The sequence below is a fragment of the Peribacillus sp. NJ11 genome, from assembly GCF_030348405.1.
Taxonomy (GTDB): Bacteria; Bacillota; Bacilli; order Bacillales; family DSM-1321; genus Peribacillus.
Map to the genome: position 1 here is coordinate 891800 of NZ_JAUCFO010000001.1, position 14073 is coordinate 905872.

Sequence of the window (14073 nt, forward strand, 5' to 3'; positions counted from 1 at the left end):
TTGTTAGCAATCTCCTAGCCAATTTCAGCACGCTGCATCTTCAAATAATAATGATAATCATTATCAACTATAATCTACAGGTAATGATATATATTTATAACTTAATGGTCAAGTGCCTTCCATGGATTTACTGAGAAAGACCTATTCCTTACCAGGCACATTTCTCTTCAAAGCAAAACGTAAGGCCCTGTTAATCAAAGGTGGCAAGACTGAAAGATGCCCTTCCCCTTCAAACTCCTTGAATTGAACATTCACTCCGCTATCCTTCAGGTGATGGTACTGCATGATATCAATCATGCGTCTCGGTTTTCACAAGAAATCATAACGATGAAGGAAGGAGAAATCGTTAAAATCGGAACCCCGGGAGAAATCATTACACCAGCCGTTTTAGAAGAAGTCTTTCGTATTAATGCAAGGGTTATGATAGATCCTGCCAATGGGGCTCCCGTTTGTTTTGGTTATGACAATTTATCACAGCGAGAAGTTTATCAAGAAGCCGTTTCATCCAATTAAAAGTTGTGCTTCTAAAAGTGGTTCGGAAAACGTATATTTCATCAAATGATATTCCCGAATCAACTGACCCAAACCAACACCTCCAACTTCTCAGGTATGGTTTCCATCTAAATTTTATAACATAGTTGATTGGAGAGGAAGGTGCGAGACTCCTGCGGGGAAAGCGCGTCTAGGGGAGACCCCGCAGGCGCAAGCCGAGGAGGCTCCACGACCGCCCGAGGAAAGCGAGTTTCTTGAGCGGAAATCAACATCCAAATTGTACAAGCCATAAAAAAAGCTGCAGGCAAACTCGCTTTTCGTCGAGTTTGTCTACAGTCTGAAGGGATGTCGACAAGTCGACACCCCTTTTTTTTACACTTTTTTATAGTTTTTCCAACTGGATGATATCTGCTGTATTTTGTTTCTGCATCCCTGACTTTTGCAATTTCACTGCCGTTCCCTCAGGTAAGTTAGTGAATATAATAGGAGTGACCGTTGATGGGGCATTCCGTTTTATGAACTCTAAATCAATTTCCAAAAGAGGTGTTCCTTTTGTTATCCTTTGACCTTCTTGCACAAGAGATGTAAACCCTTCTCCATTTAATTTAACTGTATCTAAGCCAACATGGATCAGAATTTCCAGACCATTATCCATTTTCAATCCCAGTGCATGAGTTGTCGGGAAGATACTTAGCACTTCCCCATCGATTGGGGATACTAGTTTCCCATTGACTGGCTCGATAGCAAAGCCATCCCCCATCATTTTCATCGCAAACACTTGATCGGGAACTTCTTCTATCGGTAAAACGGTTCCTTCAATCGGAAGGACAAAGTCATTCGCACCCAAAGCTTGGTTTTCTTCCACTCTTTCCTCTGCCACTTGTGCAGATGGACCTGTTTTCACTTGGTTTGGGTCGACGCCATTCTTGACAAGTTGTTTCATTGCATTTGCAACGAATTCAACATTCGTTCCAACAATGACTTGCACACTTGATTTATTCAACTTCATGACACCACGCGCACCATGCCTTTTTAAGGCGGCTTCATTCACATTACCTGAATCGGCAACTTGTAAACGTAAGCGTGTTGCACAGTTATCAATTAGCTTTATATTCTCCTTACCGCCAAGATCTTGAATGAAAAGCGATCCCATATCGGTATATTTATCCCCTGTTTTCACAATAGTTTCTTCTTCCACATCTTCTTCATCGTCTTCACGGCCAGGTGTTTTTAAATCCATGATCTTGATGACAAAATAGAAAATCACGAAGTAAACTGCCGCGTAAACCAATCCAATTGGTATTAACCAAAGTGGTTTTTGCGCAATACCAAAGTTCAAGAAATAATCAATGGCTCCTGCGGAGAATCCAAAACCATGATGGATATCCAATATAACGGCGAGTGCCAGAGAGACACCGGTTAAAAGGGCATGTATTACATATAATACTGGTGCGATGAACATGAACAGAAATTCAATCGGTTCAGTGATTCCTGTTAAGAAAGAAGTGAAAGCTAACCCAACAAGCATCCCCGTCACCAATTTACGTTTCTCTTTCTTAGCAGCTGCGATCATTGCTAATGCTGCTGCTGGAAGACCGAACATCATGATCGGGAAAAAGCCGGTCATGAAGGGACCAGCTGTCGGGTCCCCTGCGAAGAAACGATTTATATCACCTGTCGCTCCATTGTATTCACCAAAAACGAACCAAACCATACTATTCAAGACATGATGCAATCCTACTGGAAGCAATAAGCGATTCAATACGCCGAATACTCCGGCACCCAATGCCCCTGCACCTGTAATCCAGTCTCCAACACTATTGATTACGTCTTGAATCGGCGGCCAAACAAAACCGAATATTCCCGCAAGTATAATCATCGCAAGCGAAGTGATGATCGGGACGAATCGTTTCCCTGAAAAGAATCCAAGCCATTCTGGGAGTCTTATGTCAGAGTATCTATTATATAGAAGAGCGGCAACTATACCCGATATAATACCGCCTAAAACAGCCATGTTAATATCTTCATTAATCGCTTTTGTACCATTCGTTAAAACAAAGTAACCAACAAGACCTGCCAATGCCGCAGCACCGCTTCCATCTTTGGATAATCCAATCGCTATACCTAAAGCGAACAATAAGGCAAGGTTATCAAAAATAGCTTGTCCCGAGGCAGCCATAAATGGAATATCAAGTAAATCAGGTTGCCCTAAACGGAGCAATAAAGCCGCTGCTGGCAAAACAGCAATCGGTAACATTAAAGCCTTCCCAATCTTTTGTAAAAAATTTAACATCGAACTCATCTCCCTTGTTCCTAACTTCTTTTAATTCAGCAGAACGAAAAGACGTATAAAGCGTTTTCATTTTATCAATATAATAACTTTTCTTTGGCTTATACTAGCACATAAAATATATAGATGTCTATACCAATTTACTTGGAAACATACTATTTTCTTCGAAAATAAAGCGAAAATATCTTTTTTATTCATGATAAACCCTAACTGGTCTAGACAACCTTTAATAAAAACGATAAAATGAGGGCAAAATATATGAGACATGACTCATTCATTAAGTTTTACTTTCATAAAGGAGTTTATGTATGAAAACATTCATTATTAATAATCTAACAGTTCATAGCGAAAAGGAAACATACCAAAATGGGTATATTAAAGTCGTGGATGGAAAAATTGCCGAAGTTGGTCCAGTCAGCCAATACAAACAGGACGATGATGCCAAGGTAATTACTCTTTCGCCGGATTATCAGGTAATTCCCGGTGCGATTGACATTCATATTCACGGAGCATCCAATTCCGATGCAATGGATGCCACACATGAAGCATTATCCACAATGGCAGAGACTCTTCCCAAAGAAGGGACCACCAGTTTTCTGGCCACTACAATGACTCAATCTACCCAAGCCATTGAATCAGCACTTCTTAATGCTGGTGAATATATCGAAAGTCAAACACAAGAACACGCTGAAATAGTTGGGATTCATTTAGAAGGTCCTTTCATTTCACCGGTCCGTAAAGGAGCACAGCCTGAAGAGCATATCATTGACCCTGATGTCACTCTATTTAAAAGATGGCAGGAAATGGCCGGAAATCAAATCAAGCTTGTAACGCTTGCTCCTGAACAACCAAACGGATTAGATCTTGCCGCTCACTTAAGGAAAACTGGCGTCGTCGCTTCCATTGGACATTCAGATGCAACATATGACCAAATTGATGAAGCAATCCAAGCAGGGACTACCCACGTTACACATCTTTATAATGGGATGCGGGGACTCCATCACCGCGAACCTGGTGTTTTGGGAGCTGCTTATCTTCGAGACGAGCTATATGTTGAACTTATTGCTGACGGCATTCACTGCAGGCCGGAAATGGTGAAGCTGGCATATAACCAAATTACCAGTGAACGCATGATTTTGATAACGGACTCGCTTCGTGCCAAATGGCTCGAAAAAGGTACCTATGATTTAGGTGGTCAGCCTGTGTATGTTAACGAAACGAAAGCAACGCTTTCAAACGGTACACTAGCCGGCAGTATATTGAAAATGAACGATGCCATTAAAAACACCTTAAAATATACCGATTGTTCCATGACTGACATTATAAAAATGACGGCAGAAAACCCTGCCAAGCAGCTTCGGATTTTTGACAGAAAAGGAAGCATCCAAGTCGGCAAAGACGCCGATTTTGTAATATTGAATGACCGATTGGACGTTGAAATGACGTTCTGTCGAGGTAATTTAGCTTTTAAAAAGGAGAATGTATAATGAATATCATTAAAGTGCAGGACTATGCAGAAATGAGCCGGACAGCAGCTGAAATAGTAATCGGAAAAGTCAAAGGAAATCCGGATATCAAATTGGGCCTTGCAACAGGCGGTACCCCTAAAGGGATGTACGATAATATGATTGAAGATCACGTGTGCAATGATACTTCTTATGAAAATGTAACGTCTTTCAATCTTGATGAGTATATCGGCTTAAGTCCAAATGATCCAAACAGTTATCATTATTATATGGATGACTCCTTATTCACTCACATCAATATAAATAAAGAGCGCACTCACCTTCCGAATGGCACAGCCGATGACAACTCTGGAGAATGTAAACGGTATGACGAAATGATTGATTCCGTGGGAGGGATCGACCTTCAGATACTTGGTATTGGGCAAAATGGCCATATTGGTTTTAATGAACCTGGAACTTCTTTCACATCCGGTACACATGTAGTGACACTTGAAGATTCAACGCGCCAGGCGAATGCACGTTATTTCGACTCCATAGACGAAGTTCCCACACATGCCGTTACGATGGGCATTTCAACAATCATGAAGAGTAAAGAAATTCTGCTGCTGATATCCGGTGAAGAAAAAGCCGAAACCTTAAAGAAATTGATACACGGTGACATTTCAGAGGAATTCCCTGCATCTATCCTAAAAAAACATAATAGTGTTACAATTATCGCAGACCAAAAAGCGTTATCCGGAGTGATAATTCCCTAAAAGGAGCGAAAGTCGATGATTGATAAAAACTCACCTCTTCCGATTTATTTTCAAATCGAAGAACAAATAAAAAGACAAATAGAAAACGGTGAGTTCCAAGCGCACAATGCCCTTCCATCTGAACGTGAATATGCGGAGCAGTTCGAAATTAGCCGAATGACCGTCCGGCAAGCCATAAATAACTTGGTTAATGACGGATACTTATACCGTCAAAAAGGCAGGGGAACCTTTGTTGCCGATAAAAAGTTGGAGCAGCAGCTCAATGGATTGACCAGTTTTACAGAGGATATGAAGGCCAGGGGATTAAATCCAAGCAGTAAGCTGCTGAGTTTTGAAATCATTCCGGCTGATAAGAAAATTGCCAGTGAATTGCTCATTTCCCTTCATGCACCCGTTTATGAAATAAAACGCATTCGGTTGGCTGATGATGTTCCAATGGCACTCGAGACCGTGTACATGTCTGCTAATTTAATTAAAGGGTTAACGGAAGAAATCATTAACCATTCCATTTACCAATATGTGGAGAATTACGTAAAACTTAAAATAGACTATGCTACACAAACATTGGAATCCTCGATTGCATCTGAATTAGAAGTCACCCATTTAGCGATTCCAAAGCACTCACCCATATTATTCATTCAAAGGAATACGTTCCTAATAGATGGAACTCCCCTTGAATATGTTAAATCGGCTTATCGTGCGGACAGGTATAAGTTCACTATCACCATAACCAGATAACTTGAATGTTTTGGATATACAAAAAGGGCAAATTTCATCACTAAAGTCTTTAATGCCAAAGGTAAATCGGAGGTTGCACATATATGAACTCATACTTTGAAGAAGTGCAGGCGTTACTCACAATTGTGGGAGAAGAGGAAAAGCATTCAATTAAGAAATCCGTGGAACATATCTCAAAAGCAGTGATGTCGGATGGAGTCATCCATTTATTCGGAAGCGGACACTCTCATATTTTGACGGAAGAGGTATTCTACCGGGCAGGTGGGTTAGCCGCGATTCGTCCTATTTTCGTTGAAGATTTGATGCTTTTTAAAGGTGCATCAAGGTCCTCCCAACTTGAACGGCAAAATGACCTAGCAGAGAAATTCATGCATGATGAGGATATCCGTCCTGGTGATGTCTGTATCGTCATTTCATCATCTGGCGTGAATCCCGTTCCCATTGATGTCGCGACAATCGCAAAAGAAAAAGGGGCCTTTGTCATTGGACTAACATCACCGGAATATGCAAAAAGTTGTCTTTCACGGCATACACAGAAGCATTATCTTCACGATGTCGTTGATTTGGTCATAGATAATCATATTTCCAAAGGTGACACATTACTGAAATCAAATAATATATCTTTTGGTTCTGGATCGACCGTAATCGGGGCCGTTCTCCTCAATATGATTTTTACGCAAGTCATCCAAACGATTATTGAATCGGGGGAGACCCCTCCCGTATTCCTAAGCAGTAATATCGAAGGGGCAGATGAACACAATCAAAAGATAATCGCGAAATATAAAACAAGAATCCCCCAATTGTGAATCGGCTTAGCCAAAAAGGAATACATAAGCTTTTATGTTCCTCATAAAGCAGTCATGATGAAATATTAAAGAAGGCATCCATGCGGATGCCTTCTTTAGTTTAAGGGTACTTCCCTTTATTCCTTATTTTTTAAAAACGGCCACCAATTCGCATTTCCAAACGTCGCAACCATCACTGGAATAAACAGTGGCAATATGACAAACGCATATAAAGCAAGCCCCACCAATATTAAAGTGGCAATCTCCAATAGCGATAATACCCCTGCTGGCATCATGGCAGCAAAAGTTCCGCCAAGAATTACGGCTGCCGAGATGATCACCGTTCCCATTTTCCTCATGGATAGTAACATCGCTTCCTTGACCGGCTTATCTTTCCATTCGTTAAAGCGATCCATCAAGAAAATGCTATAGTCAATGCCAAGAGCAATCAAGATGACGAATGCAAAGAAAGGAACGGCCCAGCCGATGCCTGCATAACCGAGAATATTAACAAAAATCAACTCTGTAATGGCTGCCGCTGTATAATAAGTCAAAACGAGCGACACAATCAAATAGATCGGCATGACCAGGGATCGGAGCATGAAAAAGAGAATGATTGCGATACCCGACAGCATCAAAACGACCGTCCGTGAGAAATCCTCCTCTGACATCATTCCCAAGTCATGATGCGTACTTGTGATACCGCCTATCGCCACTTGCGCATTTTCTAGCTTTGTATCTTTCGTTACTCTTTCAATGGTTGCTTCAATCGAATCGATTTGCTCGATTGCTTCATTGGAATATGGATTCGCCTTGAATACCACATCCATGGTCATGATCTTACCATCTTCAGATAAATACGCGTTCAATGCTTCCTTGAATTCTTCGCTTTCCACTACTTCTTTTGGAATGTACATACCTGTTACCGTTTTATCCGTTTTTGCCAGCCCTGATAAATAACCCTGTGCAGATGATAGTCCATCATGGACTTCATTCAGTCCATCCGCACTTTCATTCAATCCATCTGTCAAATCAGTAAGTTGCCCGCCGAGGCTTGAAAAACCATTTAGGAGTTCTTGCTGCCCATTACTTAAGCTGGTAAGTCCTCCTTTAAATCCTGACAGATTATTTATGACTTCCCCCTGACCATTGGCCATGGTGCTTAGACCTCTTTGTAAAGTGTCAACACCTGAAATCAATTGGTTCAGGCCCTCCCCAAGAGAGGTTTGACCCTTTACGATATTTTCCATACTTTGGTTCGCCGTATTCAAACCGCCGGACACTGTACCAAGACTCCTATTGAGTTCGGAAAGGCCTGCTGCCATGGGCTCCAAGCCACCCTGTGCCCCTTGTACGGTTTGCTTGATCGTTTGATAGGACTGATCAGCCTGTAATTCTGGATGAGTGGCTTCCATTTGCTCAAAGGAAGTATTTAAACCAGCAAGGCTTTGTGATACGCCCGTAAGGTTAGTTTGAATCTCTTTGTATCCCCCTGTCAGCTCACTTAACCCATTAGCTGATTGTTTATAGCCTTCAAGGAGTTGTCCGCTTCCGGTGGCGAGCTTCTCCAGGTTTGCCTTGACCTCATTCAGTCCGTTTTTTATCTCCCCAGTCCCTGAAGTCCCATCGCGTATGCCTGCTTCAATGCTTGTTAACGCCTTCTCGACCTGACCTACGCCACTTTTTAATTCATTGGTCCCGGATATGAGACCCCCTATACCGTCCGTCGCTTGCTTTAAGCGCGGCCCTGAATCGGAAAGCTCACTGCCTGCCGTTTTTAACCCATCACTTATTTGTTTAATGCCTTCATTTCCTTCCCCGATACCCTTTTCCAAAGTTTCGGCTTGATTCGCGACAAATAGGTCCTTAATCGGTTCACCTGCCGGACGGGTCATGGAACGAACTACATCGACTTCATCCACCTTGACGACTTCCTGGCTGATTTTTTCAGCAAGTGCGACGTATTCTTCCGAGTCCATCCGTTCGTCATTTTTTATGACAATCTGTGTTGGCATCGATTGTCCGGGACCGAATTCATCGGAAATGATATTAAATGCCATGATGGAAGGAACATCATCACCCGCTTCTTCAAGGGAGTTATAAGAGATTTCCCCATCATACATAACCAAAAAAGGAACACAGACGATTGCAACGATCATTAGCGCCAACAATGGGCGGTTCAAGGAGAAATTACCGAGCATTCCCCATAGTTTACTTTCACTATGCGCAAGCTTCCCTTTTGCCGGCCAGAATAGCTTTTTGCCAAGAACCGCCATGAAAAATGGAACGATCGTATAAAGGGCGATCATTAAAATGAAAACCCCTATGGCAACGGCCGCCGCAGATTGATAGAGCTTAAAAGTAGAAAAACCTATTGCCGCAAAGCCAATCATTACGGTCAGCCCACTGAAGAATACAGTCTTACCGGCAGTTCGGTATGTTTCCATAATCGCTTCAGGTAAGGACTCCTGTGACGATAGCTCCTCCTTGAAGCGACTAAGCAGCAGGATGCAATAATCAGTCCCGATTCCAAATAAAATACCAACCAGGAATATTTGGGTGTAAGACGAAATCGGAAAGTCCCATTTATCCACCAGGAATGAGACGATGGATTGTGAACATAAATATGTGAAGCCGACTGTTACCAACGGAATGATCGGTGTCACCACTGAACGGAAGACTATCAGCAATACCGCCAGAATGAAGACAACCGTGATGCCTTCAGTTTTCTTCAGCCCTTCTTGGGAATTGGCATTAAGGTCTTCATCGATCATCCAGCTGCTTGTGTAATAATGCTCGACATCCACTTCCTTCAACTCTTTATAAAGGGAATCGATCACTTCCTTAGCTTCTCGGTCACCCTTGACCATCGTGATGGATGTCAAAACCGTGGTTTCATTTTCCGAGACCAACTGACCTTTTAGCGAGGGCTCATTAAAATGGGTCATGACCTCTTTGATGCCAAGCTCCGCTTTATTCTTTTCAAGCTTTTGGATCGCTATTTCAATCTCTTTCAATTCCGAGGAAGACAACTTCTTATCACCATGAAATACGAGAGCCACTTGTGACTCATCCTTATCCTGGATCTCTTTCATTAGCTCATTGGCCATCCCAGAGGAATACTCTGCCGGTACATCCAGCTGTCCCTTAATCCGGACAAGGTCCGCCATATTCGGTGCCGCAAACAATAAACCTGCCGTAATTGCAACCCAAGCGATAATGATCAGCCATCTTCCCTTTATGATTCCCCTCATTTATATTTCCTCCCATTCCTCATTCTTCATTTGAATGAAAATTTGTGCCAGCTTCTCATATGTATCAAGGAATCTAACGATCTCTTCATAATCGAATTTCGTCATGATGTTCTCTACCAATTTATGAATCTTATTTTCCGTTGCCTGTAACAATGCTTTCCCCTCTTTGGAAAGCTTCAAGTGAAAGACCCTCCTGTCAACCAGGTCCTGTTCCCGTTCTATCAATCCTTTGCCTTCCAGCCTGTTGATATTGGAAGTGACGGCACTCTTATTAATATAAAAGGCATCACTGATTTCCGTCGAAGTACATAACCGTTGTTGTTCAATGAACCGTAAAGTATAGTATTGTTCGTTCGTCAGCACATCACAAATCTGATCTTTTATTAAAAGTTCCCCCATCTTATTTACATAGAAGGAGACTTTCATATATCGATCAATCAATTCGGAAACTTTTTCATTAGTCATCGTTACACCTCACAAAAGTAGTTCAGTCATTTAACTATATGTAGCTTACTATTGTTTTATTTATTTCGTCAATCCCATGAAAGTTTATTATTTCCAGTTTAACTTATGGTAAATAAGGGAAAAACAAAGTAAGCAAACAATCTACTATTCTTAAGGAGGAAATATAAATGACTCAAACAACTATCGAAACCCAAACGAATAGCAAACTATTAAAAGGGATTCTAATCGGGGGACTTGTTGGTGGTGCGTTAACCTTGCTTGACTCCAACACAAGAAATAAAGTGAAGCGTTCAGCCGTCCTTTTAAAAGACAACTCCATGAATATGATTGAACAGGTCAAGGAAAATCCCGGCGAAATGAAGGAACAGATGGTATCAGGAGTCAAAGGGGCAACAGAGACGATTAAAGAAGCCATCAACGACGTTGAAACCTTATATGAATCTGTCAATGAAGACGTGGTGGGTAAAGTTTCCGAAGTAAAGGATATCTCCACTAATGCCCTTGGTACAGCTAAGGATGCAACAAGTGAATTAAAAGACATCAGTTCAAAAGTGGTCGTTGCCGGTAAACAACTGAAAGAAACGCCAACACAATCATTGAAATCCGATAATAAAAAAGGTGAAAAAGAGAGTGATGAAGTCGTTACCAAATCAGGTTTATCCAATAAAAAATCCATTTCATCCAACTTTTAATATAAAAAAAAAGCTGAGGCAATATGCCCCAGCTTTTTTTTTATCATTTAATAACCTTACTCAGAACCCTCTAGTTTATTCGTTATCTCATGGTCCTTTTTCACTTCAGCTAACCAAACGGGATATTCCTCTTGTAATCTTTCAGAAATCAGTGTTTCCTTGATCACTTCTTTACTGTCTTCTAAATTAGCTTTTTTTGCTTCCTTCTTACCGGTTACCTTTATGATGTGGTAACCGTAATCGGATTTGACTGGATCACTGACTTTATCGATATCAAGATCAAAGGCAACATCTTCAAACTCATCCACCATATCACCTTTCCCAAAATACCCCAAGCTTCCACCCTTATCTGCCGTTTCTGTATCAGTGGAATATTTAGCTGCCAATTTAGCGAAATCACCGCCGTCTGCAATTTCCTTCGCAACTTTTTTAGCCGTTTTTTCGTCTTCGACTAAAATATGACTAGCCTCCACTTGTTCCGCTTGTGCAAATGTATCTTTATTATCCTCAAAATACGTACTGATTTCATCGTCTGTCACGGTAATTCTCGGTTCAATCAGTTTTTTCGTTTGCAGATAAACCACGATGTCCTTTTTCAAGGCTTCCATGGACGAACCGCTTGCTTCCAATTGCTCTTTTAATGCCTTTTCATCACCGTAGGACTCAACCATCGTATCGATTTCTTTCTGGATTTCTTCATCCTTAATTTTAATTCCTTCTTTTTCCGCTTCCAATTCAACCAATTTATTCGTAATTAACAGGTCTAAAGTATCTGCTCCGTACCCTGCAACAAGCGCGTCATACAGCTCATCCTTATTGATTTTCTCACCATCGATACTTGCCATTGTCTTATCCGTGGACGAAATCATCGCAAAAACCATGATCCCGGCAATGATTAAAATGCTCCCTGCCCAAACATATGCCTTCGTGCTTCTTAATAGTTTCATGAATAGTCTCCCTTATTTTTTCTATTATCATAGCTTGGGAATATTAATTAATCCTTAAGATTTTAATTCCACCTGCAGTATGCATCAATTCAATCATTATACTAACATATTTATATCCCTACTGAAATTTTAGAGTATTATTAACAAAACTGACCTGCTACCAACTTACATTGCTATACAGTATCAATCTAAATTATACCGTTATATTGACTTTGACCATATAGGTTACAGAGGTGAAGCTGTGGGAGAAAATCTCGTCAAAACCAGAAAAAAGCATGGTGTAAGGGGAATTCCTTTACACCATGCTTTTTCGTTTTATTTACGATGCATCTTAAATTCAAGGAAGAGTTCATTGTAATGGGCCAAGTTTTTCTTGCCAAGGTTTTCGTATACTTCCAGTTTCTTTGTCATTTCCGGTGATGGATAGAAACGTTCATCCTTCACCACTTCTTCAGGCATATATTTCAACGCTTCCTTATTAGGTGTCGAGTAGCTTACATATTCAGCATTCTGTGCTGCAACTTTCGGGTCCAGCATGAAGTTGATGAACTGGTGAGCCGCATCGACATTTTTGGTTGTTTTCGGGATGACCATATTATCAAACCATAAATTGGACCCCTCTTTTGGAACTACGTATTCGAGATCTTCATTTTCAGCCATTATTTCAGAGGCCACTCCAGACCAAACAAGACCAATCGCCGCTTCCTGGGCTTCCAATAGCATGCGGCTTTCATCTCCAACGATCGCTTTAATATTCGGGGTGAGTGCATCAAGCTTGGACTTTGCCTCTTGAAGGTGTTCTTCATCTATATCATTCAATGAATAGTTCAAAGAGTTCAGTCCCATGCCTATCACTTCTCTAGCCCCATCCGTCAAAAGGATTTCATTTTTTAAATCTTTATCCCATAAATCCGCCCAAGCCGTTATCTCTTTGCCACCGAGCATCTTGGAGTTGTAAACAATTCCAACCGTTCCCCAAAAATACGGCACGGAATATTTATTCTCCGGATCGAATGGCAGATTGATGAATCGGTCATCGATATTTTTCAAATTTGGTAGCTTGGAATGATCCAAGGGAACCAGTAAGTCCTCTTGCCTCATCTTATCGATCATATACTCAGACGGAATGGCAATATCATAAGTCGTACCGCCCTGTTCGATTTTCGTCATCATTGCCTCATTGGAATCGAACGTCTCATAAATGACCTTTATACCTGTTTCTTCTTCAAAACGGTCGATTAGATCCGTATCGATGTAATCGCCCCAATTATAGATGGTAAGCGTATTGCTGCTAGTAAACCCCTGCGATGAATTCAATCTGGAAATCGCATATAGCAGCAAAGCGGATACGAGGGAAATGATCAAAAACATTTGGACCAGCCTTTTCATCGTTTCCCCCCCATTCCCGTTTGCCTTACACGTTGAGTTATATAGTAATAAACGACAACCAACAGTAGTGTCACGACGAATAGCAGTGTCGATAGGGCATTGATATTCAATGAAATTCCACGGCGGGCCAATGAATAGATTTCCACAGATAGAGTGGAAAAGCCATTACCGGTCACAAAGAACGTAACCGCAAAATCATCAAGGGAATAAGTCAATGCCATAAAAAAACCAGCAAAGATACCTGGTAAGATGTATGGCAGGATGACCTTCGTCAATACATCCCACCGGCTTGCCCCTAAATCTCGGGCCGCATCAATTAAGGTAGGGCTCATTTCCTGAAGTTTCGGAAGGACCAGCAGCACAACGATCGGGATGCTGAAAGCGATATGCGACAACAGTACCGAGTAGAATCCAAGCTTGATCCCGGCCATTGTGAATAAAATCAGGAAGGAGGCACCGATGATGACATCGGGACTGACAATCAATACATTATTCAATGACAATACCGTATTCCTAGCTTTACTGCTCGTAAAGGACCGAATTCCAATGGCCCCTATCACCCCTATGATAGTGGCGATCAGTGCAGATAATAAAGCGATCACAAGTGTATTCAATACAATGATCAACAGCCTTGTATCTTGGAATAGCTCTTTGTACCACTCCATCGTGAACCCTTTAAAATCATACATCGTTCCACCGCTGTTAAAAGAGTAAAAGACTAAAAAGAAAATCGGTGCATAGAGTATGAGAAAAATCAACACGAGAAACGCTTTTGATATTGGTGATAATTTATTGCCCAA

General features: G+C 41.3%; 11 protein-coding genes and 2 pseudogenes. 6 read left to right on the forward strand and 7 right to left on the reverse strand.

Annotated features, from left to right (window positions below):
- Positions 1 to 141: 141 nt before the first annotated feature.
- Positions 142 to 267, reverse strand: a pseudogene (locus QUF86_RS04265) (alpha/beta hydrolase); the annotation flags it as partial.
- 3 nt (positions 268 to 270) lie between these two features.
- Here QUF86_RS04265 and QUF86_RS04270 point away from each other — a divergent pair.
- Positions 271 to 513 (forward strand): annotated as a pseudogene (locus QUF86_RS04270) (ABC transporter ATP-binding protein); the annotation flags it as partial.
- Between the two features lie 361 nt (positions 514 to 874).
- Here the strand turns inward: QUF86_RS04270 and nagE are convergent.
- Positions 875 to 2785 carry an N-acetylglucosamine-specific PTS transporter subunit IIBC gene (nagE, locus tag QUF86_RS04275; protein ID WP_289333697.1) on the reverse strand — a complete coding sequence of 637 codons (1911 nt, stop codon included), beginning with the start codon at positions 2783 to 2785 and terminating at the stop codon, positions 875 to 877.
- A gap of 305 nt (positions 2786 to 3090) precedes the next feature.
- Between nagE and nagA the strand changes: the two genes are divergently transcribed.
- The 4 genes from nagA to QUF86_RS04295 all read left to right on the forward strand — a co-directional run bounded on the left by nagA (position 3091) and on the right by QUF86_RS04295 (position 6547).
- On the forward strand, positions 3091 to 4269 hold the full coding sequence (gene nagA, locus QUF86_RS04280) for an N-acetylglucosamine-6-phosphate deacetylase (protein ID WP_289333698.1): 1179 nt from the start codon (positions 3091 to 3093) through the stop codon (positions 4267 to 4269).
- Positions 4269 to 5003 (forward strand): glucosamine-6-phosphate deaminase, encoded by a 735-nt coding sequence (gene nagB / locus QUF86_RS04285; protein WP_289333699.1) that lies wholly within the window; start codon positions 4269 to 4271, stop codon positions 5001 to 5003. Before nagA ends, nagB begins: the two co-directional genes overlap by 1 nt.
- Before the next feature lie 15 nt (positions 5004 to 5018).
- Positions 5019 to 5741, forward strand: coding sequence for a GntR family transcriptional regulator (locus tag QUF86_RS04290; RefSeq protein ID WP_289333700.1), 723 nt, complete (start codon positions 5019 to 5021; stop codon positions 5739 to 5741).
- An 83-nt stretch (positions 5742 to 5824) separates the two neighbouring features.
- On the forward strand, positions 5825 to 6547 hold the full coding sequence (locus tag QUF86_RS04295; protein WP_289318712.1) for an SIS domain-containing protein: 723 nt from the start codon (positions 5825 to 5827) through the stop codon (positions 6545 to 6547).
- A gap of 116 nt (positions 6548 to 6663) precedes the next feature.
- On the opposite strand, the gene QUF86_RS04300 is transcribed toward QUF86_RS04295, so the two are convergent.
- Both QUF86_RS04300 and QUF86_RS04305 read right to left on the reverse strand, forming a co-directional pair.
- Positions 6664 to 9780 (reverse strand): MMPL family transporter, encoded by a 3117-nt coding sequence (locus tag QUF86_RS04300; protein WP_289333701.1) that lies wholly within the window; start codon positions 9778 to 9780, stop codon positions 6664 to 6666.
- Positions 9781 to 10245, reverse strand: coding sequence for a MarR family winged helix-turn-helix transcriptional regulator (locus QUF86_RS04305; RefSeq protein WP_289333702.1), 465 nt, complete (start codon positions 10243 to 10245; stop codon positions 9781 to 9783).
- A gap of 167 nt (positions 10246 to 10412) precedes the next feature.
- Between QUF86_RS04305 and QUF86_RS04310 the strand changes: the two genes are divergently transcribed.
- The gene (locus QUF86_RS04310; RefSeq protein WP_289333703.1) at positions 10413 to 10937 is read left to right on the forward strand and encodes a YtxH domain-containing protein; all 525 of its coding nucleotides are present in this window, start codon (positions 10413 to 10415) and stop codon (positions 10935 to 10937) included.
- A gap of 56 nt (positions 10938 to 10993) precedes the next feature.
- Here the strand turns inward: QUF86_RS04310 and QUF86_RS04315 are convergent, their stop codons facing one another.
- The 3 genes from QUF86_RS04315 to QUF86_RS04325 all read right to left on the reverse strand — a co-directional run bounded on the left by QUF86_RS04315 (position 10994) and on the right by QUF86_RS04325 (position 14073).
- Positions 10994 to 11884: a peptidylprolyl isomerase gene (locus QUF86_RS04315; RefSeq protein ID WP_289318708.1), complete on the reverse strand. Its 891-nt coding sequence runs from the start codon at positions 11882 to 11884 to the stop codon at positions 10994 to 10996.
- Positions 11885 to 12199: 315 nt separating this feature from the next.
- Positions 12200 to 13273 carry an ABC transporter substrate-binding protein gene (locus tag QUF86_RS04320; RefSeq protein WP_289333704.1) on the reverse strand — a complete coding sequence of 358 codons (1074 nt, stop codon included), beginning with the start codon at positions 13271 to 13273 and terminating at the stop codon, positions 12200 to 12202.
- Positions 13270 to 14073, reverse strand: a complete 804-nt coding sequence (locus tag QUF86_RS04325; protein WP_289318706.1) for an ABC transporter permease — start codon at positions 14071 to 14073, stop codon at positions 13270 to 13272. Before QUF86_RS04325 ends, QUF86_RS04320 begins: the two co-directional genes overlap by 4 nt.